We start from the raw sequence: 22,130 nt of genomic DNA, 5'->3' as shown, positions 1-22,130 counted from the left end.
CATCAGGCGATGGGCGTGCCGCCGATCCAAGTGCCGGCCGGATAGAGATCGGCGGTCAGGTGAACGAAGTCGGCGCGTTTGCCGGGCGTGATCGTGCCGCGCTCGTCCGACAGGCGCAGGAAGGCGGCGGGTGAGGTGGCGGCCATCGCCGCGGCCTGTGCGACGCTCAGGCCCAGTCGCTCGACTGCATTGCGGACGGCGGCGGTCATGTCGAGATCGGAACCGGCCAGCGTGCCATCGGGGCCGACGCAGCGGCCGTTCTCGACGGTGATCTGGCGACCCTGCAGCACGAAGTCCTTCGACGCGGCTCCCACGCAGGGCATCGCATCCGTCACCAGCATGAAGCGATCGATCGGACGGGCACGCAGTGCGATGCGGAGTGCGGCGTCGTGGACGTGGAAGCCATCGACGATCAGCCCGCAATAGATCGACTGGTCCTCCAACGCGGCGCCGACGACGCCGGGCGCGCGCTGAACCAGCGGGGACATGGCGTTATAGAGATGCGTGACACCGGTGATACCGTCCGCGATGCGATCGCGCGTGGTTTCGTAATCGCCATCGCTATGGCCAATGCTCACGATGACGCCGGCCGAGGTCAGTGCGTGAAGGTCGGCCGAACTCACCAGCTCGGGCGCTAGTGTCAGCATCACCCGGCCACGGCGTGGCCGCGTCAACAGGTCCATCAGGTCCGGGCCGAGCCGGCGGAAGCGCGCGGGATCGTGAATGCCCTTGCGCGACAGGTTGATGACCGGCCCTTCGACGTGGATGCCGACCACGCCGGGCACGCCCGCCTCGATCGCCGCATCGGTCGCATCGAGCGCTTGGGCGATCACCGCCGCTTCGTCGCTGATGAGGGTCGGGAGATAGCCGGTCGTGCCATAGGGCGCGTGGGCGGCGCCGATCGCCGCGATCGTCTCGACCGTGGGGGCGTCGTTGAACAGCACGCCGCCGCCGCCATTGACCTGCGTATCGATGAAGCCCGGCACCAGCCAGCCTCCGTCCAGATCGACGGTTTCGCCGCCCTTTTGATCCGGCGATATGGCGACGATCAGACCCGCTTTTACATCAATCGCGGCGCCGGGCAGCACGCCGGCATCGGTGACGACATGGCCGTTGATGAAACGATTAAGCGTCATAGCGTGCGGGTAACCTTGCTGAGATGCTGCGGCGCGTCCGGGTTGAGGCCGCGTGCGAGCGACAGGGCGTTGGCCATGCGATAGAAGCTCTGGATCATCAGGATCGGTTCGATCGCGGGATGGGCGGCGAGGGCGGGGGCGTCACCGCCGCCATTCGCGCCGGCATCGGCCAGTGCGACATGCGCGCCGCGGGCGGCGAACTCGGCGGCGGCGTCGCGCACGCCGTCACCTGCGGTGTCGGACGTGGCGAAGGCGATGACGGGGAATCCGTCGTTGACGATCGCCATCGGTCCGTGGCGTACCTCGGCCGCGCTGAACGCTTCCGCGTGCAACGCGCAGGTTTCCTTCAGTTTTAGTGCCGCTTCCTGCGCGATTCCGTAGCCGAGACCGCGACCGATCACGAACAGGTTGCGCGCATCGTGGAGCATTGCGGCCATCCCGGTCCATTCGAGCGCCCAAGCCTGTTCGAGGCGGGTCGGCAAGGTCGCGACCGCATCGGTCAGGGCATCGTCGTCGGACCAGTGTGCGACGATGGCGCTGAGGGCGGCAAGGGCGGCGATGTAGGACTTGGTGGCCGCGACCGACTTTTCGGGTCCGGCCTTCAGCGCGATCAGCGTATCCGCCGTTTCGGCCAGCGGCGACGTTTCGTCGTTTACCAGCGCGACGACATGCGCCCCGGCGGCCTTGTACGTCGCGACGGTGGCGAGCAGATCGGGGCTGCGGCCGCTCTGCGAGATCGCAATACACAGCATGCCGATCGACCCCTTGGCGGGGGCTGCGGCATAGATCGAGGCGACCGACGGCGCGGCCGACGCGACGGGTACACCCGTCATCGTCTCGATCAGATATTTGCCATAAGTCGCCGCATGGTCCGATGATCCGCGAGCGCAGGTGACGACGACGGCGGGCGGCGTGACGCGGAGGCGTTCGCCCAGCGCGGTCAATGCGGCGGTGTTGGCGGCGAGCATGCGCGACACGGCGGCCCCGGCCTCCGCCGCCTCACGGAACATCAACGTGGATTCGGGCGCGGTAGCGGTGGACGGGTCGGTCATGGCAATCACCCAAGGCTCCTTCGAATCGAGTGGCGGTCGGGGCCACATCCGTCAGGCAGGCAGATCGGCAACTACCCGCAGGACATGACCATCGGACGATCCGGCAACCGCAAACCCCCGTCCGGCATTTGCTAAGTCATAGATTGGTATCATACAAGCGCTATTCATGCGCCCTTAACATTGCCTTGATGGCCGCGACAGCACTGGCATTGGTTCCCAAGTTGGGATCAGCGATGAAGCCGAAGCGGCGTTCCGTCATCTCCTCAACTCGTTCGGTCACGGGCCGTCGGCAGGAGGCGTGGACCTCGTCGACACCCGTCGCGAGGATGGCGGGAAGCGTCGTCGGATCGATCCCACTGCCCGGCAGGATGCCGATCCGGCCGGCGGCCCGCATGTGGAGATGGGTAAGCGTGGCGATGCCGTCGATCGCTTTCGGTGTGCCGCCCGATGTCAGGATGCGATCGAATCCGAGTGCGATTGCCTCGTCGAGGGCTTCGGTCAGGTCCGGGCAGAGATCGAAGGCGCGGTGCAGCGTCAAGGACAGCGGTTTGCCGCGATCGATCGCTAGCGACCGGGCCAGCGCTACCCATTCGGCGAGCAGCGACGTGTCTAGACCGCCGCGCGAATGACTTGCGCCGATGACCGCGCCCGCCAGACCGGCGTCAGCGGCGATCCTGATATCATCTGCCACCAAGGCCTGTTCCGCCACCGTGTAAACGAAGCCGCCCGCACGCGGCCGACACAAGAGATGAACGGGCAGGGGGATGTTGGCGGCGGTGCGAATCAGCGATGTGGCGGGCGTCAATCCACCGACCGTTAGCGCGCTGCACAATTCGATTCGGTCGGCGCCGCCGGCGATGGCGGCATCGATGCCGGCCAAATCTTCGACACATACTTCCAGGCGGATCACATCGGTTTCCTCATGCCGGTAGTTCGGGTGATGAAACGCCGGTACCAGTCCGGCCGGGCTTTGGTCATCAAGATGCATCGATACCGCCGGCGCTCAATCACACAGCGGCTAATATGGTGACGATCCGGGAGGTGTTGCTTGGTGCAAATTTATCAACCGGTTGTGCCGGGATAGTGGCAGGGGAGCTCGGACTCGAACCGAGGGCCTTCGGTTTTGGAGACCGACGCTCTAACCAACTGAGCTACACCCCTGTGTGGTTCGGGCCATTACCGGCATCGATCGAATGGGGCAAGCGGTCTTCGTCATCCCGCCGCGCATCTTTCCTGAGTTGTCGGGGATAGGCAGCCGACGGTCGGTTGACCTGTCCGGACCTCGTGCGTATAGGCAGCGCCTGCATTCGGGGGCTCGTTCCCCAAAGGCATGCTTGAACATTGCTGGGATTTGAACGGGCCTCGGGCGACGCAAGCGTCGCTGGCAGGCTCTTTTTGTATTCTAGGGCGTGATGGCTCCAGCAAAGTAACCATCTGAAAGGTGAAGGCTTCAATGCCCACGATCAACCAGCTGGTCCGCAAGGGCCGCGATCCGCAGAAGGCCAAGTCCAAGGTCCCTGCGATGGAAGCAAACCCGCAGAAGCGTGGCGTTTGCACCCGCGTGTACACGACGACCCCGAAGAAGCCGAACTCGGCTCTGCGCAAGGTCGCCAAGGTTCGCCTGACCAACCAACGCGAAGTCATCAGCTACATTCCGGGCGAAGGCCATAACCTTCAGGAGCACTCCGTGGTCCTGATCCGTGGCGGTCGTGTTCGCGATCTTCCCGGTGTCCGTTACCACGTCCTTCGCGGCGTGCTCGATACACAGGGTGTGAAGGACCGGCGTCAGTCGCGTTCCAAGTACGGCGCAAAGCGTCCGAAGTAAGCCGACGAACTCGTTTCGTCACCAACGGCTGAAGTTAGAAGGAATTTGAAATGGCACGTCGTCGTCGTCCCGAAAAGCGGGTCATCCTGCCTGATCCCAAGTTCGGGGATGAGGTTCTGTCGAAGTTCATGAATTCGGTCATGCTGGACGGCAAGAAGTCCGTCGCGGAACTGATCGTTTACGGTGCAATGGAAACCGTCGAGCAGCGCGCCAAGCGCGAGCCGATCGGCGTGTTTCACGACGCCCTGAACAACATCAAGCCGGGCATCGAGGTCCGTTCGCGCCGCGTCGGTGGTGCGACCTACCAGGTTCCTGTCGAGGTGCGTCCTGAGCGTGCGCAGGCACTGGCGATCCGTTGGCTGATCACCGCAGCCCGCAACCGCAGCGAGAACACCATGTCGGCGCGCCTGTCCGGCGAATTGCTCGACGCGTCTAATAACCGCGGCAACGCGGTAAAGAAGCGCGAAGACACGCATCGCATGGCTGAAGCGAACCGTGCATTCAGCCACTACCGCTGGTAGGGTTGGAAGCGCCTTTAATCTAACCTATATCGTGGGGAGCCGGCCATGTGCCTGCTCCCCACATCGCTAAGGAAATACGATCATGGCCCGCAGCCATCCGCTCGATCGCTATCGTAACATCGGCATCATGGCGCACATCGACGCCGGCAAGACGACGACGACCGAGCGCATCCTCTATTATACCGGCAAGTCCTACAAGATCGGCGAAGTGCATGAAGGCACGGCGACGATGGACTGGATGGAGCAGGAGCAGGAGCGCGGGATTACGATCACGTCGGCTGCGACCACGTGCAAGTGGCGCGCCGAAGAGGGTAAGGGCGAAGAGCACCTTATCAATATCATCGATACGCCCGGCCACGTCGACTTCACGATCGAAGTCGAGCGTTCGCTGCGTGTGCTGGATGGCGCCGTTGCTTGTTTCGACGGCGTTGCCGGCGTTGAGCCGCAGTCTGAAACCGTGTGGCGTCAGGCCGACAAGTACGGCGTGCCGCGCATGTGCTTCGTTAACAAGTTGGACCGTACCGGCGCGGATTTCTATTTCTGCGTCAACTCGATCATCGAGCGTCTCGGCGCCCGTCCGGCCGTCTTGTATCTGCCGATCGGCATGGAAGGCGGATTCAAGGGTCTGGTCGATCTGGTCGAGAACCGCGCGATCATCTGGCTCGAGGAGAGCCTGGGTGCGAAGTTCGAATATCAGGAAATCCCGGCCGATATGGCGGAGAAGGCCGCGAAGTATCGCAGCGACCTGATCGAAATGGCCGTCGAGCAGGACGATGACCTGATGGAGGCCTATCTCGAGGGCAATGAGCCGAGCACGGCCGATCTGAAGAAGCTGATCCGCAAGGGTACGCTCAGCATGGCATTCGTGCCGGTGGTTTGCGGCTCGGCGTTCAAGAACAAGGGTGTGCAGCCCCTGCTCGACGCGGTGGTCGATTATCTGCCGTCGCCGCTCGACGTGCCCGCCATCCAGGGTCTGAAGCTCGACGGCGTGACGCCGGACGAGCGTCCGTCCTCGGACAGTGAGCCGTTCTCGGCGCTGGCGTTCAAGATCATGAACGATCCGTTCGTCGGCACGCTGACTTTCGCACGCATCTATTCGGGCAAGCTTGAGGCGGCGTCTCAGGTCACGAATTCCGTCAAGGACAAGAAGGAAAAGGTCGGTCGCATGCTGTTGATGCATGCGAACAGCCGTGAGGACATCCAGGAAGCGTTCGCGGGCGACATCGTCGCCCTGGCGGGACTGAAGGATACGACCACGGGCGACACGCTGTGTGCGATCGGCGATCCGATCATCCTGGAGCGGATGGAGTTTCCCGAACCCGTCATCGAGCTTTCGGTGGAACCGAAGACCAAGGCCGACCAGGAGAAGATGGGCGTCGCGCTCAATCGTCTCGCACGCGAAGACCCTTCGTTCCGCGTGTCGTCGGACCCCGAATCGGGTCAGACCATCATCAAGGGTATGGGCGAGCTCCATCTCGAGATTCTCGTTGATCGCATGAAGCGTGAGTTCAAGGTCGAGGCGAACGTCGGCGCACCGCAGGTCGCGTACCGCGAGTATCTCGGTAAGAAGGTCGATATCGACTACACGCATAAGAAGCAGTCGGGTGGTTCGGGTCAGTTTGGTCGCGTCAAGCTGACCGTGATCCCCGGCGAGCGTGGCTCAGGCTTCCAGTTCTTTGACGAGGTCAAGGGCGGCAATATTCCCAAGGAATATATCCCTTCTGTCGAGAAGGGCATGCGCGAAACCGCCGAGTCGGGCTCCTTGATCGGTTTTCCGATCATCGATTTCGAGGTCCATCTGTATGACGGCGCGTACCACGACGTCGACTCGTCGGCGCTGGCGTTTGAAATCTGTGCCCGTGGCGCGATGCGGGAAGCGGCGCAGAAAGCCGGTATCAAGCTGCTCGAGCCGATCATGAAGGTCGAGGTCGTTACCCCGGAAGATTATCTGGGCGACGTCATCGGTGACATGAACAGCCGTCGTGGCCAGATTCAGGGCACTGACAGCCGCGGCAACGCCCAGACGGTCGAGGCAATGGTGCCGCTGGCCAACATGTTCGGGTATGTGAACCAACTCCGGTCGTTCACGCAGGGACGGGCGCAGTATTCGATGCAGTTCTCGCATTACGACGAGGTTCCCACGAACGTCGCCGACGAAATCAAGGCGAAGATGGCCTAACGCGCTTCGGCGCAGGGCTGGCGTAACCATCAATCAGTCGTTATGGGGCCGCGTTCGCGTGGCCTCGGCGGCACCGAATTCGAATCAGAAGGTAGGAAAATGGCAAAGGCAAAATTCGAGCGGAACAAGCCGCATCTCAACATCGGCACCATCGGTCACGTCGACCATGGCAAGACGTCGCTCACTGCCGCGATCACCAAGGTGCTGGCTGAGACGACCGGCGGTACTGCCGTCGATTTCGCCAACATCGACAAGGCACCGGAGGAGCGTGAGCGCGGCATCACGATCTCGACCGCGCACGTCGAGTATGAGACGACTGCCCGTCACTATGCACACGTCGATTGCCCGGGCCACGCCGATTATGTGAAGAACATGATCACCGGCGCAGCCCAGATGGACGGCGCGATCCTGGTCGTGTCAGCCACCGACGGTCCGATGCCGCAGACCCGCGAGCACATCCTGCTCGCTCGTCAGGTCGGCGTGCCGGCGATGGTCGTGTTCATGAACAAGGTCGATCTGGTTGACGACGAGGAAATCCTCGAGCTGGTCGAGCTGGAAATCCGCGAACTGCTCAGCTCCTATGAGTTCCCGGGCGACGATATCCCCATCATCAAGGGTTCGGCGACGTGCGCGCTGTCCGGTTCGAACGACAAGTTCGGCAAGGAAGCCGTGCTCGAGCTGATGAAGGCCGTCGACGACTACATTCCGCAGCCCGAGCGTCCGCTCGACAAGCCGTTCATGATGCCGATCGAGGACGTGTTCTCGATCTCGGGTCGTGGTACGGTGGTCACCGGTCGCGTCGAGACCGGCATCGTCAAGGTCGGTGAGGAAGTCGAGATCGTCGGCATCCACCCGACGGTCCGAAAGACCACGGTCACGGGCGTCGAGATGTTCCGCAAGCTGCTCGACCAGGGCCAGGCTGGCGATAACGTCGGCGCGCTGATCCGCGGCGTTGCTCGTGACGAAGTTGAGCGTGGCCAGGTTCTCTGCAAGCCCGGCTCGATCAAGCCGCACACGGATTTCGCGTCGGAAGTCTATGTGCTGTCGAAGGAAGAGGGCGGCCGTCACACGCCGTTCTTCGCCAACTATCGTCCGCAGTTCTATTTCCGCACGACGGACGTCACCGGCACCGTCGAGCTGCCTGAAGGCACCGAGATGGTCATGCCAGGCGATAACGTGTCGCTCGGCATCAAGCTGATTGCACCGATTGCCATGGACATCGGTCAGCGCTTCACCATTCGCGAAGGCGGTCGTACCGTCGGCGCAGGGGTTGTCAGCGCGATCTCTAAGTAATATAGGCGCAGGCGTTCGGAGTGGCCGGCCCCGGCGACGGGGTCGGCCATTTCGTTTTAATGGAAGCCATGTCCGTCGCTCTGGCGGTCTGGTTGCCATCCGAATTTATTAATCACCAAGAGCCGCTTGGCGGCCCGCTCTTTCGCATCGGTAGGGATCATGGACAGCAACATCCGCATTCGTCTGAAGGCGTTCGACCATCGCGTGCTCGATCAGGCGACGGGCGATATCGCCGACACCGCACGCCGCACCGGCGCGCTCATCCGCGGTCCGATTCCGCTTCCGACGCGTATCGAGAAGTTCACGGTCAACCGTGGCCCGCACATCGACAAGAAGTCGCGCGAGCAGTTCGAGGTCCGCACCTACAAGCGCATGCTGGACATCGTGCAGCCGACACCACAAACCGTCGACGCTTTGATGAAGCTCGACCTCGCCGCAGGCGTTGACGTCGAGATCAAGCTCGCTTAAGGGGCTTGCACGCCGCGGTCGACTCTGGTCCCGCGGCGTTACGGCATCTTGAGATACCGCCGGCGGCCTCGGTCGCCGGGCCAGCGTCTCCCGTCACGTTCGTTGCCTTACCGCTACGAATAACCAGCCCGGGACGGGGGCTCGCTTCGCAATTCCGGGCTGACACGCATCGGCGGAATGGTCCGACGGTGCCTCTGTGAGGAGTATGGATCATGCGTACCGGCGTGATCGCGAAGAAGATGGGGATGACCCGCCTGTTCCAGGACGATGGTCGGCATGTGCCGGTTACCGTACTGCAGCTTGAAGGCTTGCAGGTCGTTTCCCGCCGCGAACAGAATATCGATGGCTATACCGCCGTTCAGCTTGGTGCTGGCGTCGCGAAGGCAAAGAATGTCGCCAAGCCGCAGCGCGGCCACTTCGGCAAGGCCGAAGTTGAGCCCAAGGCTGTTCTCGCTGAGTTCCGCGTGACCGAGGATAACCTCCTCGACGTCGGCGCAGAGCTTTCGGCGGATCATTTCGTCGCAGGGCAGTATGTTGATATCCAGGGTCGTACCCAGGGTAAGGGCTTTGCGGGTGGCATGAAGCGCTGGAACTTCGGGGGTCTGCGCGCCACCCACGGCGTTTCCGTTTCGCACCGCTCGCTCGGTTCGACCGGTCAGCGGCAGGATCCGGGCAAGGTCTTTAAGAACAAGAAGATGGCCGGCCACATGGGTGACAAGTATCGCACCCAGCAGAACCTCGAGATCGTATCGACCGACGCAGAGCGCGGTCTGATCTTCGTGAAGGGCTCCGTGCCGGGATCGAAGGGTGGTTGGTTGTTCGTCAAGGACGCGGTGAAGACCGCGCGCCATGCCGATGCGCCGACGCCCGCCGGCCTGAAGGTCGCCACCACCAACACCGCTTCTGCCGAGCCTGCTCCGGAAGCCGCTTCGAGCCAGGAGGGCTGAGCACGTGAAGGTCACAGTCAAGTCCTTCGCCGGTAACGACGCAGCGGACATCGAGCTCCACGACGAGGTTTTCGGCCTCGATCCGCGCGCCGACATCCTGCACCGCGTCATCACTTGGCAGCTGGAAAAGCGTCGTGAGACGGCACGTGGTACGCGTGAGCGTGCCGATGTCGCTCGTACGGGTAAGAAGTTTGGTCGCCAGAAGGGTGGCGGCACGGCTCGTCACGGCGATCGTCGCGCCCCCGTCTTCATCGGCGGTGGTAAGGCTCACGGCGCTCGCGTCCGTGACTTCAACCCATCGCTGAACAAGAAAATTCGGGCGCTGGGTCTGAAGATGGCCCTGTCGAGTCACGCCAAGGGCGGCTCGCTGGTGGTCATGGACAGCTTGGCGGTCGAGGGCGGCAAGACGAAGACGCTGAAGGGCGATCTCGCCAGGCTCGGCTTTGGCAAGCGTGCGCTCGTCATCGACGGCGATCTGGTCGACACCTCGTTCGCATTTGCCGCCGGCAACCTACACGAGATCGACATTCTTCCCGCCGTCGGTGCCAACGTGTACGACATTATCAAGGCAGACACGCTGGTGCTAACGCGCTCGGCGGTCGAGAAGCTGGAGGCGCGCTTCAATGGCTAAGCCGCAGAAGGCGGGGATCGACATCCGTCATTACGACGTGATCGTTGCGCCGCACATCACCGAGAAGGCGACCCTGCTGTCCGAGCAGAACGCCGTCGTGTTCAAGGTGGCGAACGATGCCACCAAGCCCGAGATCAAGGCCGCCGTCGAGGCGCTGTTCAACGTCAAGGTCCTTGGCGTGAACACGATCGTCCAGAAGGGCAAGACCAAGAAGTGGAAGGGCACGCCCTACACGAAGTCCGACATGAAGAAGGCGATCGTCACGCTCGCTGACGGTCAGTCGATCGACGTGACGACGGGGGTCTAAGGGAACATGGCACTCAAGCAATATAACCCGACGACGCCCGCGCAGCGCGGCCTCGTTCTGGTCGACAAGTCGCAGCTCTGGAAGGGCAAGCCGGTCAAGGCGCTTACCGAGGGTAAGTCCAAGACCGGTGGCCGCAACAACAAGGGCCATGTGACCAGCCGCGGCATCGCGGGTGGTCACAAGCAGAAGTACCGCTTCATCGACTTCAAGCGTCGCAAGTGGGACTCCGAGGGTACCGTCGAGCGGCTGGAATATGATCCCAACCGTACTGCGTTCATCGCGCTGGTCAGCTATGCCGATGGCGAGCAGAACTACATCATCGCGCCGCAGCGTCTTGCGGTTGGTGACAAGGTGCTTGCGGCAAAGAAGACCGACGTGAAGCCCGGCAACGCCATGGAGCTGGGCCAGGTCCCCGTTGGCACCATCGTCCACAATGTGGAGATGAAGCCAATGAAGGGCGGCCAGATCGCCCGTTCGGCCGGTACGTACGTGCAGGTCGTCGGTCGTGATCGCGGCATGGTGATCGTTCGTCTGAACTCAGGCGAGCAGCGCTATATCCATGGCGAGTGCATGGCGACGGTCGGTGCGGTGTCGAACCCGGACAACCAGAACCAGAACCTCGGCAAGGCAGGTCGTTCGCGCTGGATGGGCAAGCGTCCGCTCACGCGCGGCGTCGCCAAGAACCCGGTCGACCATCCGCATGGCGGTGGCGAAGGCCGGACCTCGGGTGGCCGTCATCCGGTTACGCCTTGGGGCAAGCCGACGAAGGGTGCACGCACCCGTCACAACAAGTCGACCGACAAGATGATCATCCGGTCGCGTCATTCGACGAAGAGGAAGGGCTAACACATGGCTCGTTCAGTCTGGAAGGGCCCGTTCGTCGAACTGAGCCTTCTGAAGAAGGCCGAAGCGGCACAGGATGCCGGTGGCCGTGCACCGATCAAGACCTGGTCGCGTCGCTCCACGATCCTGCCGTCATTCGTTGGGCTCACGTTCAATGTCTACAACGGCCGCAAGTTCGTTCCCGTCTCGGTTAACGAAGACATGGTCGGCATGAAGTTGGGTGAGTTCGCGCCGACGCGCTACTTCCCCGGCCACGCCGCGGACAAGAAGGGCAAGCGCTGATGTCCAAGCAAGCAGCTCCCCGTAAGGTCGGCGACAAGGAAGCATTGTCGGTCGGTACGCAGATTCGCGGATCGGCCCAGAAGCTCAACCTTGTCGCCGGTCTCATCCGCGGCAAGAAGGCGTCGGATGCGATGAACATCCTCGCTTTCTCGTCCAAGGGCATGGCGATCGACGCGCGCAAGGTGCTGGCCTCGGCCATCGCCAATGCGGAAAACAACCACAACCTCGATGTCGACGCGCTCGTCGTCGCCGAGGCATCGGTTGGCAAGTCGATCACGATGAAGCGTTTCGCGACCCGCGGTCGCGGCAAGTCGACGCGCATCCTGAAGCCGTTCAGCCGTCTGCGCATCGTCGTGCGCGAGCAGGAAGAAGCATAATGGGTCACAAGAGCAACCCGATCGGGATGCGGTTGCAGATCAACCGCACCTGGGACAGCCGCTGGTTCGCCGAGGGCGCCGACTATGGTCGGCTGCTGCTCGAGGATCTGAAGATCCGCACCTACATCATGAAGACGCTGCCGCAGGCTGCGATCTCCAAGGTGGTCATCGAGCGTCCGGCCAAGCTGGCGCGTATCTCGATCTTCGCTGCACGCCCGGGCGTGATCATCGGCAAGAAGGGTGGCGACATCGAGAAGCTGCGCAAGACGATCGGGGCGATGACCTCGTCCGACGTCTCGCTCAACATCGTCGAAATCCGCAAGCCGGAAGTCGATGCGCGTCTCGTGGCGCAGGGCATCGCCGACCAGTTGGAGCGCCGTATCGCGTTCCGCCGGGCGATGAAGCGGGCCGTGCAGTCTGCGATGCGCCTGGGTGCCGACGGCATTCGCGTATATTGCGGTGGTCGGCTCGGCGGTGCGGAAATCGCACGGTCAGAGAGCTATCGTGAAGGTCGCGTGCCGCTGCATACGCTGCGCGCCAACATCGACTATGCCGAGGCGACGGCACACACCTCTTACGGTGTTTGCGGCGTCAAGGTCTGGGTCTTCAAGGGCGAGATTCTCGGCCATGATCCGATGGCGACCGACCGGCTGATGATGGAGGCTCAAACATCCGGTGTGCGCCCTGCGCGCGACGATCGCCGCTAAGGGGCAGGAACAGACATGCTGCAACCGAAAAAGACCAAGTTCCGCAAGGCATTCAAGGGCAAGATCTCTGGCGATGCCAAGAGCGGCTTTGCGCTGAATTTCGGATCATATGGCCTGAAGGCCATGGAGCCGGAGCGGATCACCGCGCGCCAAATCGAGGCGGCTCGCCGCGCGATCACGCGTCATATCAAGCGTCAGGGACGTTTGTGGATCCGCATCTTCCCGGACGTTCCCGTCTCGGGCAAGCCGGCCGAAGTCCGCATGGGCTCGGGCAAAGGTTCGCCGGAATTCTGGGCCGCACGCGTTAAGCCGGGCCGGATCCTGTTCGAGCTCGACGGCGTCGAAGGCAAGATCGCCGCCGAGGCGTTTGAGCGGGCGGCGATGAAGCTGCCGATCAAGGTAAAGGTCGTTGCCCGCCTCGGCGACACCTCGCATCTCGGAGGCGAGTAACATGGCCAAGACTGATTTCACCGGCAAGAGCGACGACCAGCTGGGCGAGAGCCTGGGCGAGTTGAAGCGCGAGCAGTTCAATCTCCGCTTTCAGGCGGCGACGAACCAGCTGGAAAAGCCGAGCCGCGTCCGCGAGGTCCGTCGTGACATCGCTCGCATCAAGACCATGCAGGCGCAGCGTTCCGCTGCCCCCGCGAAGTAAGGAAGAGCACATGCCAAAGCGCGTGCTGACCGGGCTGATCGTCTCCGACAAGGGCGACAAGACGGTGGTTGTGAATGTCGAGCGCAAGGTCAAGCACCCGCTCTACGGCAAGATCATCCGTCGTTCGAAGAAGTATCACGCCCATGACGAGGCGAACGAGTTCAAGGCTGGCGAGACGGTGCGGATAGAAGAGACTGCACCGATCTCTAAGCTGAAGACCTGGAAGGTCGTCGATCGGGTGAACACTCACGCGACGCCCGAGCGGGTAGATGTCGACGCGTAACTGACTGTCGCCCCGGCTCAGTGCTGGGGTGACGCCGTTGCGGACGACAGGGGCGTTGCGTTTCTGTCGAGGAGTGGCTAAAGGGCCGCTCCCCTGGTGCGGCGCCTCTTCGGATTGTGCCATGCCGGGGGTCATTATTTTAGGCGGGGTTGGGTCGGTATCCACCCCAAGAGCGAGAAGGAAGCGGATCAATGATCCAGATGCAGTCCAATCTCGACGTCGCTGACAACAGCGGCGCGAAGCGGGTGCAGTGCATCAAGGTGCTTGGGGGTTCCAAGCGCCGTGTGGCGGGCGTTGGCGATATTATCGTCGTGTCCATCAAGGAAGCACAGCCCCGCGGCAAGGTGAAGAAGGGTGACGTGCATCGCGCAGTCATCGTTCGCACCGCCAAGGACATTCACCGGGCGGACGGTTCGACGATCCGTTTCGACGGCAACGCTGCCGTGCTGGTCAACAAGAATGAGGAGCCGATCGGCACCCGTATTTTTGGCCCAGTGGTGCGCGAACTTCGTGGCAAGAAGCACATGAAGATCATCAGCCTTGCGCCGGAGGTGCTGTAATGGCGACCGCTCGCATCAAGAAGGGTGATCAGGTCATCGTCCTGTCCGGCAAGGACAAGGGCAAGACCGGCACCGTGACCCAGTCGATGCCTAAGGATGGCAAGGTGGTTGTAGGCGGCGTGAACGTCGCGACCCGTCATCGTAAGCCGACCCAGGCTGAGCCGCAGGGCGGCCTCGTCAAGATCGAGGCCCCGATGCATGTATCGAAGGTCGCTCACGTGACCGCCGACGGCAAGCCGACCCGCGTCCGTTTCGAGACGCAGGATGGCCAGAAGGTTCGTGTGGCCGTGAAGACCGGGGAGAAGATCGATGGCTGATGCCTACAAGCCCCGCATGAAGGGCATGTACGACGAGACTATCGCCAAGGCGATGGTCGAGAAGTTCGGTTACAAGAACGTCAATGAAGTGCCGCGGCTCGACAAGATCGTGCTCAACATGGGCGTTGGCGAAGCGACGCAGGACAAGAAGCGGGTCGATCAGGCGGCTTCCGAAATGGAGTTGATCGCCGGCCAGAAGCCGGTCATCACCAAGGCGAAGAAGTCGATCGCGCAGTTCAAGCTGCGTGAAGGCATGCCGATCGGCGTGAAGGTTACCCTTCGTCGCGAACGCATGTACGAGTTCCTCGACCGCTTCATCACGATCGCGTTGCCGCGCGTTCGCGATTTTCGTGGCCTGAACCCGAAGTCCTTTGATGGTCGCGGCAACTATGCCTGCGGCATCAAGGAGCAGATCGTGTTCCCCGAAATCAACTATGACCGCATCGACAAGGTGCGCGGCATGGATGTGATCGTCACCACCACGGCAAAGACCGACGATGAAGCGCGCGAGCTGCTTCGTCTGTTCGGCTTCCCGTTCCCGATCGAAGAGGCTGCCGAGGAAAAGAAGGCGGCCTGATCTACCCCTTCTCCCGTCGCCGGGAGAGGGCTTACCAAGGAAGAGCTTAAGTCCATGGCGAAACTGAGTTCGATCAACAAGAATGAGCGTCGCAAGAAGCTGGTGAAGCAGTACGCTCCCAAGCTGGCGAAGCTGAAAGCAATGGCCAATGACCAGTCGCTCGACGAGACCGAGCGTCTTATCGCGCGCCTGAAGATGGCCGAATTGCCGCGCAACTCGAATCCCACTCGTGTCCGTAACCGGTGCGAGACGACGGGTCGTCCGCGCGCCTATTACCGCAAGTTCCGGCTTTGCCGTATTCAGCTGCGCGATCTCGCCAACAAGGGCCTGATCCCCGGCGTCACGAAGTCGAGCTGGTAAGGAATTATCATGGCAGTGACCGATCCCCTGGGTGACCTGCTCACCCGCATCCGCAATGGCCAGCGTGCGAAGAAGGACTCCGTCCTTTCGCCTGCGAGCAAGCTGCGTATCCGCGTGCTCGACGTGCTTCAGCGCGAAGGCTATATCCGCGGTTACAGCGACGAGCAGATGGGCCCCGCCGCTGGTGTGCGCATCGAGCTCAAGTATTTCGAGGGCCAGCCTGCGATCAAGCATGTTGCGCGCGTCTCGAAGCCCGGTCGTCGGGTATATTCGGGCTCGCAAGAGCTCCCGCGTATCATGAACGGCCTTGGCATCACCATCGTCTCGACGCCCAATGGCGTTCTGTCCGACGCGGAAGCGCGCGAGCAGAATGTCGGTGGCGAAGTACTCGCGGAGGTCTTCTGATGAGCCGCATCGGTAAGAAGCCGGTATCCGTACCGGCTGGCGTGACCGCCACGATCGAGGGCAAGCAGCTGAACGTGAAGGGTCCCAAAGGCACTCTGAACCTCACACTGCGCGACGAGATCAAGTACACCCTTGAGGACGGCGGCATTTCGGTGCAGCCGGCTAACGAAACCAAGCAGGCGCGTGCTTTTTGGGGCATGCAGCGCACGCTGGTGCAGAACCTGGTGACGGGTGTGACGGACGGCTTCAGCAAGAAGCTGCTTATCACCGGCGTCGGTTACCGCGCTGCCGCGCACGGCCGCAACCTGAAGCTGCAGCTTGGCTACAGCCATGACGTCGATGTCGCCGTGCCGGAGGGTCTTGAGGTCAAGACGCCGGACAACACGACGATTGAGATTTCTGGCGCGGACAAGCAGAAGGTCGGCCAGCTGGCTGCCGAGATCCGTCGTTGGCGCAAGCCCGAGCCGTACAAGGGCAAGGGCATCAAGTACGATGGCGAGTTCATCTTCCGCAAGGAAGGGAAGAAGAAGTAATGTCGAAGGGTATGACTCTTTTCGAGAAGCGCCGTCGGCGTAACCGCACCGCGCTTCGTGCGCGCTCGGGTACGCGTCCGCGTCTTTCCGTACATCGTTCCGGCAAGCACATTTATGCTCAGGTGATCGACGATCGCCAGGGTCTGACGGTGGCATCGGCATCGACGCTCACCGCACGTGACCAGTCGGGCGCCAATGTCGCCGCGGCGACCGAGGTCGGCAAGCGCGTCGCCGAGGCCGCTTTGGCAGCGGGTGTCACGCAGGTCGTGTTCGATCGTGGTGGCTTCCTGTTCCACGGCCGCGTCAAGGCGCTGGCTGAAGCCGCGCGCGAAGCCGGATTGGAGTTCTAAGAATGGCTGACACGAACGATATCCAGGTTCAGCCTGGCGCGCCGGCCGACGGCGCACCCGAGGCAGCGCCGCAAGCTCAGCAGAGCACTGGCTATCAAGGCCAGGGTGGCGGTCGCGGTCGTCCAGGTGGCGGCGGCGGTGGTCGCGGCGGTCCCGGTGGCAATCGTGGCGGTGGCCCCGGTGGCAATCGTGGCGGCCGTGACGGTGGTCGTGGTGGCCGTGACAACCGCGGTCGCGGTGGTCCCGGTGCCGATGACGGTGGCGAAGAGCTGATCGAGAAGCTGGTCCACATCAACCGCGTTTCCAAGACGGTGAAGGGCGGTAAGCGCTTCGGCTTTGCGGCTCTCGTCGTCGTTGGTGATGGCAAGGGTAGAGTCGGCTTCGGTCACGGCAAGGCGCGCGAAGTGCCGGAAGCGATCTCGAAAGCGACTGCTGCGGCTAAGAAAGCCATGGTCCGCGTGCCGCTGAAGGATGGCCGTACGCTGCATCATGACGGCAATGGTCACTTCGGTGCCGGCCGCGTGACGCTGCGTTCTGCTCCACAGGGCACGGGTATCATCGCGGGTGGTCCAATGCGCGCCATCTTCGAGTCGCTCGGCGTTGCCGACGTGGTGACGAAGTCGGTGGGCACGTCCAACCCGTACAACATGATCCGTGCGACGTTCGAGGCACTGGGCGACCAGACGTCGCCGAAGGCCGTTGCACAGCGTCGTGGCAAGAAGATCGCCGACCTGCTCGGCCGCGGCGCGGGCGCTTCTGCGCAGACCGCCGAGGTCGAAGCCGCGGCGTTGGTGGAGTAATCCAAGATGGCGACGATCAAGATCAAGCAGACCGGTTCGCCGATCCGCCGTACTTCCGATCAGCGCGCGACGCTGATCGGCCTTGGCCTCAACAAGTTGCACCGCGTGTCGGAATTGCAGGACAGCCCGGAAGTCCGTGGCATGATCCGCAAGGTCCGGCACATGGTCGAGGTTCAGAGCTAAAAGCTCTTACCTGACCGGGTGACAGAAATGGGAGAGGGGGCTAAACGGCCCCCTTTCTTTCAATCAGCGCGTAACAAGCGAAAGCGAGTGCATATCATGAAGCTCAACGAACTCCGCGACAATCAGGGCGCGCGCAAATCGAAAATCCGCGTTGGACGCGGCATCGGTTCCGGCAAGGGCAAAACCGGCGGTCGCGGCCAGAAGGGCCAGAAGAGCCGCGAGGGCGTGTCCATCGCCGGTTTCGAGGGCGGCCAGATGCCTCTCCATATGCGTCTGCCCAAGCGTGGCTTCAACAACATCTTCGCCAAGGATTATGCTGAGGTGAACCTCGGCGCGATCCAGCTGGCAGTCGATGCCGGCAAGATCGAGGCTAACGCCACGCTCGACCATGATGCGCTGAAGGCCGCTGGTCTGGCGCGCGGTGGCAAGGATGGCGTCCGTCTGCTTGGAAAGGGCGAATTGACCACGGTCCTTTCGTTCACCGTTGCCGGTGCATCGAAGGGCGCGATCGAGTCGGTTGAGAAGCTTGGCGGCAAGGTCGACGTGATCCACGTTGTGCCGGCTGCAGAAAAGGCTGCCGCCAAGAAGGGCGTGAAGTACAAGGAGCGCGCGGCGCACAAGGCGTCGTTCAAGGCCTGATCCCGTCGCGACCAGTTCGACCAAGGGTCGGGGTGACGCTATGGTATTAGACAAGCCGACACGCGTGACTATATGAGCGGCGGGGCGGGTCAAAACGCATCCCGCCGCTTTTGTTTCCAGGACAGATAGACGCATGGCATCCGCAGCCGACCAGATGGCGCAAAGCATCAACCTGGCGAAATTCGCCAAGGCGACAGACCTTAAGAAGCGGTTGTGGTTCACGATCGGTGCGCTGATCGTTTTCCGCTTGCTCAGTTTTGTGCCGCTGCCGGGTATCGACCCGACGGCGCTGGGTTTGCTCAGCCAGCGGACGACGGGCGGCGTGCTCGATTTCTTCAACACCTTCTCGGGTGGTGCACTCAGCCGGATGTCGCTGATCGCGCTTGGCGTGATGCCGTACATCACTGCGTCGATCGTGGTGCAGCTCGCGACGTCGCTGTCGCCGCAGCTTGCTGCGATCAAGAAGGAAGGGGAGAGCGGCCGCAAGAAGCTGAACCAGTATACGCGCTACGGCACGGTGCTGTTGACGGCAATCCAGGGCTATTTCATCGCGGTCGGGCTGGAGGCGCTGGGTGCGTCCAACGGTATGCAGGCGGTGATCGAACCGGGCATGCTGTTCCGGATCAATGCGGTCGTGTCGTTGATTGGCGGGACGATGTTCCTGATGTGGCTGGGCGAGCAGATCACCAGCCGTGGCATCGGCAATGGTGTGTCGCTCATCATCATGGCCGGCATCGTCGCACATCTGCCGACGACGCTCGTAAACCTGCTTGAGGGTGGCCGTTCGGGTAGCCTCGATCCGATCAAACTGATCGGTATTGTCATTGCCGTGATCGGTCTGGTTCTGTTCATCTGCTTCATGGAGCGAGCCCAGCGCCGCATCTTGATCCAATATCCCAAGCGCCAGACCCAGCGCGGGATGCAGGCGGATCGCAGTCATCTGCCACTGAAGATCAACACCGCGGGTGTCATTCCCCCGATTTTTGCTTCGTCTTTGCTGCTCATGCCGCTGACTATCTCCCAGTTCGCGGGCCAGCGGGTGGCGGGCGAGAGCAAGTGGGGGGACTTCATCATCGCGCTGAACCAGTATCTTCAGCACGGTAGCCCGGTGTACATGGCGCTGTATGCGGCCGGGATCATCTTCTTCTCGTTCTTCTACACCGCGGTCGTGTTCAATCCGGAAGAAACGGCGGATAATCTGAAGCGCTATGGCGGCTTCGTTCCGGGTATCCGGCCTGGCAAGAATACCGAGAATTATTTTGATTACGTGCTGACGCGCATCACCGTGATCGGGGCGGCGTACCTGACGGTCATCTGCTTGTTGCCGGAATACCTGGTGTCAGCGCTGTCGATCCCCTTCTATCTTGGCGGAACGAGCCTATTAATCGTTGTGAACGTGACGATGGATACGGTGACGCAGATTCAGTCGCACCTGTTGGCTCACCAATATGGCGACCTGATCAAGAAGGCGAAGCTCAAGGGCGGCCGCTTGCGCTGATAGCGGCGGAACCGGGGGAGAAGATCAGTGAATATCATCCTGTTGGGTCCGCCGGGTGCGGGCAAGGGAACCCAGGCGGCGCGTCTGGTCGAGGAGCGCGGCATGGCGCAGTTGTCGACTGGCGATATGCTGCGCGCTGCAGTGAGAGCGGCAACGCCTGTGGGTGTGCAGGCCAAGGCGGTTATGGACGCCGGCGAGCTCGTTTCCGATGCGATCGTGTCGGCTCTGATCGGTGAGCGCTTGGATCAAGGTGTCGCCGACGGTGCTATATTTGATGGCTACCCGCGCACCGCCGCTCAGGCCGACGCGCTTGATCTGCTGTTGTCCGAGCGCGGTCAAAAGCTCGATTATGTGATTGAACTTGACGTGGACGAAGCGGCGTTGATCGAACGTATCGTCGGCCGATATACCTGTGGTAAGTGTGGCACAGGCTATCATGATCGGTTCAAGCATCCCCGGCAGGACGGCGTTTGCGACGTTTGTGGATCGACGGAGTTCAAACGTCGTCCCGATGACAATGCCAATACGGTTTCGACACGGATGGCTGAATACCGCGCTAAAACGGCGCCGATCCTGCCGATCTACGAGAAGCGGGGCTTGGTGAGACGAGTGGACGGTATGGCCGACATGCATGTCGTTGGTGCGCAGATTGCGGACATTCTGGATATCTGACCGGTGCGGTTAATCTAAACGTAGCACTAAAAATGATTTCATTTTCGCGTGGTCTATTGATTTTATCATGTCCGGAACATTAATTTGATGCTCCTGGCTTGCTGGATGATGCTCGTTAGAAGTTTTTTTTCCCCTAAATCTTCGGAGTGAAGGGTGTCTGATGTCAGTCAAGGTGTCGCGAATACTCTTTGAATATTTGACTACGCTTAGGCGGCGTTTTTCACCACTAGCGGATCCGTCTGTGCCGCATTTCAACAATTGACGTGCTCTCCATTTTCATGCCGCTGATAACTTGGCTATCGTATCGATATGCCCTTGGCGGGGGCGGTTGGTAAACTCGGCGGGTGCCAACCCGCCATTACTGTTGTGCGAACACACATTGTTGTGGTCCGTCAGCCATGCCTCAATGATCCGTCTCGCCGCAGCCAGCGATGAGAACAGGTGCTTGTTCAGACACGCGTCTCGCAAGCGACCATTAACGCTCTCAATGAAGCCGTTCTGCCGCGGCTTGCCCGGCGGCGTGATGGAATGCCACTCGACCTTGCTCTCTTGGCACCAGGCGAGGACGGCGTGACTGGTGAACTCAGTGCCATTGTCGCTGACCACCATGCACTGCAGCACGCGAAGTTCGGCGATGGCGCCCAACTCGCGAAGGACCCGCAGGCCCGACAAAGAGGTGTCGATGATGCACGGCAGGCATTCCCGGCTGTAATCGTCGATGACGTTGAGCAAGCGGAACCGCCGCCCGCAGGCCAACGAGTCCGACACGAAGTCGAGCGACCAGCGCTGGTTAGCTTCTTGCGGGATCGCCATAGGCGCTCGCGTCCCAAGCGTGCGCTTGCGGCCGTCACGCTTGCGCACTGTCAGCCGCTCCTCGCGATACAGCCGGTACGCCTTCTTCAGGTTCATGCCCTTGCCATCGCGCCGCAGCAGGATCGGCAGTCGCCGGTAGCCGAACCGACGACGCTCGTACGTGATTTCACGCATTCGCTCGCGGACCGCATCGTCCTTCCCGCGAAGCGGCTCATGTTGCCATGCGGACCGATTGACCCCGATCAGCCTGCAGGCGCGGCGCTCGGAGAAGCCAGGACCGGCAATCAGCCTCTCCATCGTAGCGCAGCGCTCTGCAGACCGGGTCAGTTTTTTCCCAACAGATCCTTCAACGCCGACACGTAGAGTATCGACTCCGTCAGCAGCTTTTTCAGCCGTCGGTTCTCGTCCTCCAGCGTCCGCAACCGCGCCGACTCCGAAGCGGTCATACCGTCATACTTTGCTTTCCAACTGTAAAACTTGCGTCGCTGATACCGTGCTTCCGGCATAGCTCGGCGGTCTTCATTCCAGCTTTATGCTCGCGCCGCACGCCAATGATTTGATCCTCGGTAAATCGACCTCGTCGCACTGTCGCGCAACCATATGATTCTCCTGGTTTCGCGACGGGGTGTTCGCGAAGCCTGTAAGAGCCGGGAGCTGTTATGGGTTCCCGATGGTGTTGTCGCACTGTCGCGCAACCATATGATTCTCCTGGTTTCGCGACGGGGTGTTCGCGAAGCCTGTAAGAGCCGGGAGCTGTTATGGGTTCCCGATGGTGTGAAGGGCTGGTGGCGGTGTGGCATCGACCATTCTGCGTCATTTCATCAAAAAACTGTCACATGGTGGTTGACGCATCTGGGGTGTGTGGGTAGAGGGGTTTCACCGCAGCGGTGTCGCTTACGAGCTGGTGCCGCGGTGGATCG

30 protein-coding genes, 1 tRNA gene and 1 pseudogene are annotated in these 22,130 nt (G+C 61.8%); 27 read left to right on the top strand and 5 right to left on the bottom strand.

Annotation, left to right across the window (positions count from 1 at the left end; all coding sequences use genetic code 11):
- Positions 1-2: 2 nt before the first annotated feature.
- From nagA to ASG67_RS12625, 4 genes are all read right to left on the bottom strand, one after another.
- A complete protein-coding gene (gene nagA / locus ASG67_RS12640) occupies positions 3-1,136 on the bottom strand; it encodes an N-acetylglucosamine-6-phosphate deacetylase (protein ID WP_056530762.1) in 1,134 nt (377 codons plus the stop codon).
- Complete coding sequence (locus ASG67_RS12635; RefSeq protein ID WP_056531391.1) at positions 1,133-2,188, bottom strand: SIS domain-containing protein; 1,056 nt, start codon at positions 2,186-2,188, stop codon at positions 1,133-1,135. The genes nagA and ASG67_RS12635 overlap by 4 nt, the downstream gene beginning before the upstream one ends.
- 160 nt (positions 2,189-2,348) lie before the next feature.
- Positions 2,349-3,176 carry a copper homeostasis protein CutC gene (locus tag ASG67_RS12630; protein WP_235535196.1) on the bottom strand — a complete coding sequence of 276 codons (828 nt, stop codon included), beginning with the start codon at positions 3,174-3,176 and terminating at the stop codon, positions 2,349-2,351.
- Positions 3,177-3,272: 96 nt separating this feature from the next.
- Positions 3,273-3,349, bottom strand: a tRNA-Trp gene (locus ASG67_RS12625).
- Positions 3,350-3,641: 292 nt separating this feature from the next.
- Here ASG67_RS12625 and rpsL point away from each other — a divergent pair.
- The 27 genes from rpsL (at position 3,642) to ASG67_RS12490 (ending at position 20,397) form a co-directional block, all read left to right on the top strand.
- Positions 3,642-4,013, top strand: a complete 372-nt coding sequence (gene rpsL, locus ASG67_RS12620; RefSeq protein WP_010164594.1) for a 30S ribosomal protein S12 — start codon at positions 3,642-3,644, stop codon at positions 4,011-4,013.
- 50 nt (positions 4,014-4,063) lie between these two features.
- A complete protein-coding gene (gene rpsG, locus ASG67_RS12615; RefSeq protein ID WP_056530758.1) occupies positions 4,064-4,534 on the top strand; it encodes a 30S ribosomal protein S7 in 471 nt (156 codons plus the stop codon).
- A gap of 82 nt (positions 4,535-4,616) precedes the next feature.
- Positions 4,617-6,713 carry an elongation factor G gene (gene fusA / locus ASG67_RS12610; RefSeq protein ID WP_056530754.1) on the top strand — a complete coding sequence of 699 codons (2,097 nt, stop codon included), beginning with the start codon at positions 4,617-4,619 and terminating at the stop codon, positions 6,711-6,713.
- 99 nt (positions 6,714-6,812) lie between these two features.
- Positions 6,813-8,006: an elongation factor Tu gene (gene tuf / locus ASG67_RS12605; RefSeq protein ID WP_056531388.1), complete on the top strand. Its 1,194-nt coding sequence runs from the start codon at positions 6,813-6,815 to the stop codon at positions 8,004-8,006.
- Between the two features lie 159 nt (positions 8,007-8,165).
- On the top strand, positions 8,166-8,474 hold the full coding sequence (gene rpsJ, locus ASG67_RS12600) for a 30S ribosomal protein S10 (protein WP_007406109.1): 309 nt from the start codon (positions 8,166-8,168) through the stop codon (positions 8,472-8,474).
- 212 nt (positions 8,475-8,686) lie between these two features.
- Positions 8,687-9,421, top strand: a complete 735-nt coding sequence (gene rplC, locus ASG67_RS12595) for a 50S ribosomal protein L3 (protein ID WP_056530751.1) — start codon at positions 8,687-8,689, stop codon at positions 9,419-9,421.
- 4 nt (positions 9,422-9,425) lie between these two features.
- Positions 9,426-10,052, top strand: coding sequence for a 50S ribosomal protein L4 (gene rplD, locus ASG67_RS12590; RefSeq protein WP_056530748.1), 627 nt, complete (start codon positions 9,426-9,428; stop codon positions 10,050-10,052).
- Positions 10,045-10,359 carry a 50S ribosomal protein L23 gene (locus ASG67_RS12585; RefSeq protein WP_056530744.1) on the top strand — a complete coding sequence of 105 codons (315 nt, stop codon included), beginning with the start codon at positions 10,045-10,047 and terminating at the stop codon, positions 10,357-10,359. Before rplD ends, ASG67_RS12585 begins: the two co-directional genes overlap by 8 nt.
- Before the next feature lie 6 nt (positions 10,360-10,365).
- Entirely contained in the window at positions 10,366-11,205 is an 840-nt protein-coding gene (gene rplB / locus ASG67_RS12580; protein ID WP_056530742.1) for a 50S ribosomal protein L2, read from the top strand.
- A 3-nt stretch (positions 11,206-11,208) separates the two neighbouring features.
- Positions 11,209-11,484 (top strand): 30S ribosomal protein S19, encoded by a 276-nt coding sequence (gene rpsS / locus ASG67_RS12575; protein WP_056530739.1) that lies wholly within the window; start codon positions 11,209-11,211, stop codon positions 11,482-11,484.
- A complete protein-coding gene (gene rplV, locus ASG67_RS12570) occupies positions 11,484-11,861 on the top strand; it encodes a 50S ribosomal protein L22 (protein WP_056530736.1) in 378 nt (125 codons plus the stop codon). Before rpsS ends, rplV begins: the two co-directional genes overlap by 1 nt.
- Positions 11,861-12,568 carry a 30S ribosomal protein S3 gene (gene rpsC, locus ASG67_RS12565; protein ID WP_056530733.1) on the top strand — a complete coding sequence of 236 codons (708 nt, stop codon included), beginning with the start codon at positions 11,861-11,863 and terminating at the stop codon, positions 12,566-12,568. The genes rplV and rpsC overlap by 1 nt, the downstream gene beginning before the upstream one ends.
- Positions 12,569-12,583: 15 nt before the next feature.
- Positions 12,584-13,018 carry a 50S ribosomal protein L16 gene (rplP, locus tag ASG67_RS12560; RefSeq protein ID WP_056530730.1) on the top strand — a complete coding sequence of 145 codons (435 nt, stop codon included), beginning with the start codon at positions 12,584-12,586 and terminating at the stop codon, positions 13,016-13,018.
- A gap of 1 nt (position 13,019) precedes the next feature.
- Positions 13,020-13,220, top strand: a complete 201-nt coding sequence (rpmC, locus tag ASG67_RS12555) for a 50S ribosomal protein L29 (protein WP_056530727.1) — start codon at positions 13,020-13,022, stop codon at positions 13,218-13,220.
- A gap of 10 nt (positions 13,221-13,230) precedes the next feature.
- On the top strand, positions 13,231-13,503 hold the full coding sequence (gene rpsQ, locus ASG67_RS12550; protein ID WP_056530723.1) for a 30S ribosomal protein S17: 273 nt from the start codon (positions 13,231-13,233) through the stop codon (positions 13,501-13,503).
- Positions 13,504-13,694: 191 nt separating this feature from the next.
- Entirely contained in the window at positions 13,695-14,063 is a 369-nt protein-coding gene (gene rplN, locus ASG67_RS12545) for a 50S ribosomal protein L14 (RefSeq protein WP_056530720.1), read from the top strand.
- Entirely contained in the window at positions 14,063-14,380 is a 318-nt protein-coding gene (gene rplX / locus ASG67_RS12540) for a 50S ribosomal protein L24 (protein WP_056530717.1), read from the top strand. Before rplN ends, rplX begins: the two co-directional genes overlap by 1 nt.
- Entirely contained in the window at positions 14,373-14,957 is a 585-nt protein-coding gene (gene rplE / locus ASG67_RS12535; RefSeq protein ID WP_056530713.1) for a 50S ribosomal protein L5, read from the top strand. The genes rplX and rplE overlap by 8 nt, the downstream gene beginning before the upstream one ends.
- A gap of 54 nt (positions 14,958-15,011) precedes the next feature.
- Positions 15,012-15,317, top strand: coding sequence for a 30S ribosomal protein S14 (gene rpsN, locus ASG67_RS12530; protein ID WP_056530710.1), 306 nt, complete (start codon positions 15,012-15,014; stop codon positions 15,315-15,317).
- 9 nt (positions 15,318-15,326) lie between these two features.
- Positions 15,327-15,722 carry a 30S ribosomal protein S8 gene (gene rpsH / locus ASG67_RS12525; RefSeq protein WP_056530707.1) on the top strand — a complete coding sequence of 132 codons (396 nt, stop codon included), beginning with the start codon at positions 15,327-15,329 and terminating at the stop codon, positions 15,720-15,722.
- A complete protein-coding gene (gene rplF / locus ASG67_RS12520; RefSeq protein ID WP_056530703.1) occupies positions 15,722-16,255 on the top strand; it encodes a 50S ribosomal protein L6 in 534 nt (177 codons plus the stop codon). The genes rpsH and rplF overlap by 1 nt, the downstream gene beginning before the upstream one ends.
- Positions 16,255-16,605 carry a 50S ribosomal protein L18 gene (gene rplR, locus ASG67_RS12515; protein ID WP_056530700.1) on the top strand — a complete coding sequence of 117 codons (351 nt, stop codon included), beginning with the start codon at positions 16,255-16,257 and terminating at the stop codon, positions 16,603-16,605. The genes rplF and rplR overlap by 1 nt, the downstream gene beginning before the upstream one ends.
- A 2-nt stretch (positions 16,606-16,607) precedes the next feature.
- Entirely contained in the window at positions 16,608-17,405 is a 798-nt protein-coding gene (gene rpsE / locus ASG67_RS12510; protein ID WP_082543505.1) for a 30S ribosomal protein S5, read from the top strand.
- 6 nt (positions 17,406-17,411) lie between these two features.
- Positions 17,412-17,588: a 50S ribosomal protein L30 gene (rpmD, locus tag ASG67_RS12505; RefSeq protein ID WP_056530697.1), complete on the top strand. Its 177-nt coding sequence runs from the start codon at positions 17,412-17,414 to the stop codon at positions 17,586-17,588.
- A 96-nt stretch (positions 17,589-17,684) separates the two neighbouring features.
- On the top strand, positions 17,685-18,227 hold the full coding sequence (rplO, locus tag ASG67_RS12500; protein ID WP_056530694.1) for a 50S ribosomal protein L15: 543 nt from the start codon (positions 17,685-17,687) through the stop codon (positions 18,225-18,227).
- A 133-nt stretch (positions 18,228-18,360) separates the two neighbouring features.
- Entirely contained in the window at positions 18,361-19,725 is a 1,365-nt protein-coding gene (gene secY / locus ASG67_RS12495) for a preprotein translocase subunit SecY (RefSeq protein WP_056530691.1), read from the top strand.
- A gap of 27 nt (positions 19,726-19,752) precedes the next feature.
- Positions 19,753-20,397: an adenylate kinase gene (locus ASG67_RS12490; RefSeq protein ID WP_056530688.1), complete on the top strand. Its 645-nt coding sequence runs from the start codon at positions 19,753-19,755 to the stop codon at positions 20,395-20,397.
- A 276-nt stretch (positions 20,398-20,673) separates the two neighbouring features.
- Here ASG67_RS12490 and ASG67_RS12485 read toward each other — a convergent pair.
- Positions 20,674-21,796, bottom strand: a pseudogene (locus ASG67_RS12485) (IS3 family transposase).
- Positions 21,797-22,130 lie beyond the last annotated feature (334 nt).

The organism is Sphingomonas sp. Leaf339 (genome assembly GCF_001426195.1).
In the GTDB taxonomy this organism is placed as follows: domain Bacteria; phylum Pseudomonadota; class Alphaproteobacteria; order Sphingomonadales; family Sphingomonadaceae; genus Sphingomonas.
Note: the sequence above shows the minus strand (reverse complement) of the source record. Positions and strands in the feature narration are given on the sequence as shown.

Bases quoted from the DNA above. Each gene is read 5' to 3' on its own strand.
- rplV (WP_056530736.1), top strand. From the start codon at position 11,484: ATGTCCAAGCAAGCAGCTCCCCGTAAGGTCGGCGACAAGGAAGCATTG.
- rpsE (WP_082543505.1), top strand. From the start codon at position 16,608: ATGGCTGACACGAACGATATCCAGGTTCAGCCTGGCGCGCCGGCCGAC.
- rpmC (WP_056530727.1), top strand. From the start codon at position 13,020: ATGGCCAAGACTGATTTCACCGGCAAGAGCGACGACCAGCTGGGCGAG.
- rplB (WP_056530742.1), top strand. From the start codon at position 10,366: ATGGCACTCAAGCAATATAACCCGACGACGCCCGCGCAGCGCGGCCTC.
- tuf (WP_056531388.1), top strand. From the start codon at position 6,813: ATGGCAAAGGCAAAATTCGAGCGGAACAAGCCGCATCTCAACATCGGC.
- rplC (WP_056530751.1), top strand. From the start codon at position 8,687: ATGCGTACCGGCGTGATCGCGAAGAAGATGGGGATGACCCGCCTGTTC.
- secY (WP_056530691.1), top strand. From the start codon at position 18,361: ATGGCATCCGCAGCCGACCAGATGGCGCAAAGCATCAACCTGGCGAAA.
- rpsG (WP_056530758.1), top strand. From the start codon at position 4,064: ATGGCACGTCGTCGTCGTCCCGAAAAGCGGGTCATCCTGCCTGATCCC.
- rpmD (WP_056530697.1), top strand. From the start codon at position 17,412: ATGGCGACGATCAAGATCAAGCAGACCGGTTCGCCGATCCGCCGTACT.
- rpsQ (WP_056530723.1), top strand. From the start codon at position 13,231: ATGCCAAAGCGCGTGCTGACCGGGCTGATCGTCTCCGACAAGGGCGAC.
- ASG67_RS12635 (WP_056531391.1), bottom strand. From the start codon at position 2,188: ATGACCGACCCGTCCACCGCTACCGCGCCCGAATCCACGTTGATGTTC.
- rpsL (WP_010164594.1), top strand. From the start codon at position 3,642: ATGCCCACGATCAACCAGCTGGTCCGCAAGGGCCGCGATCCGCAGAAG.
- rplF (WP_056530703.1), top strand. From the start codon at position 15,722: ATGAGCCGCATCGGTAAGAAGCCGGTATCCGTACCGGCTGGCGTGACC.
- rplE (WP_056530713.1), top strand. From the start codon at position 14,373: ATGGCTGATGCCTACAAGCCCCGCATGAAGGGCATGTACGACGAGACT.
- ASG67_RS12630 (WP_235535196.1), bottom strand. From the start codon at position 3,176: ATGCATCTTGATGACCAAAGCCCGGCCGGACTGGTACCGGCGTTTCAT.
- rpsH (WP_056530707.1), top strand. From the start codon at position 15,327: ATGGCAGTGACCGATCCCCTGGGTGACCTGCTCACCCGCATCCGCAAT.
- rpsJ (WP_007406109.1), top strand. From the start codon at position 8,166: ATGGACAGCAACATCCGCATTCGTCTGAAGGCGTTCGACCATCGCGTG.
- rplX (WP_056530717.1), top strand. From the start codon at position 14,063: ATGGCGACCGCTCGCATCAAGAAGGGTGATCAGGTCATCGTCCTGTCC.
- nagA (WP_056530762.1), bottom strand. From the start codon at position 1,136: ATGACGCTTAATCGTTTCATCAACGGCCATGTCGTCACCGATGCCGGC.
- rpsC (WP_056530733.1), top strand. From the start codon at position 11,861: ATGGGTCACAAGAGCAACCCGATCGGGATGCGGTTGCAGATCAACCGC.
- rplR (WP_056530700.1), top strand. From the start codon at position 16,255: ATGTCGAAGGGTATGACTCTTTTCGAGAAGCGCCGTCGGCGTAACCGC.
- rpsS (WP_056530739.1), top strand. From the start codon at position 11,209: ATGGCTCGTTCAGTCTGGAAGGGCCCGTTCGTCGAACTGAGCCTTCTG.
- rplO (WP_056530694.1), top strand. From the start codon at position 17,685: ATGAAGCTCAACGAACTCCGCGACAATCAGGGCGCGCGCAAATCGAAA.
- rplN (WP_056530720.1), top strand. From the start codon at position 13,695: ATGATCCAGATGCAGTCCAATCTCGACGTCGCTGACAACAGCGGCGCG.
- rpsN (WP_056530710.1), top strand. From the start codon at position 15,012: ATGGCGAAACTGAGTTCGATCAACAAGAATGAGCGTCGCAAGAAGCTG.
- fusA (WP_056530754.1), top strand. From the start codon at position 4,617: ATGGCCCGCAGCCATCCGCTCGATCGCTATCGTAACATCGGCATCATG.
- rplP (WP_056530730.1), top strand. From the start codon at position 12,584: ATGCTGCAACCGAAAAAGACCAAGTTCCGCAAGGCATTCAAGGGCAAG.
- ASG67_RS12585 (WP_056530744.1), top strand. From the start codon at position 10,045: ATGGCTAAGCCGCAGAAGGCGGGGATCGACATCCGTCATTACGACGTG.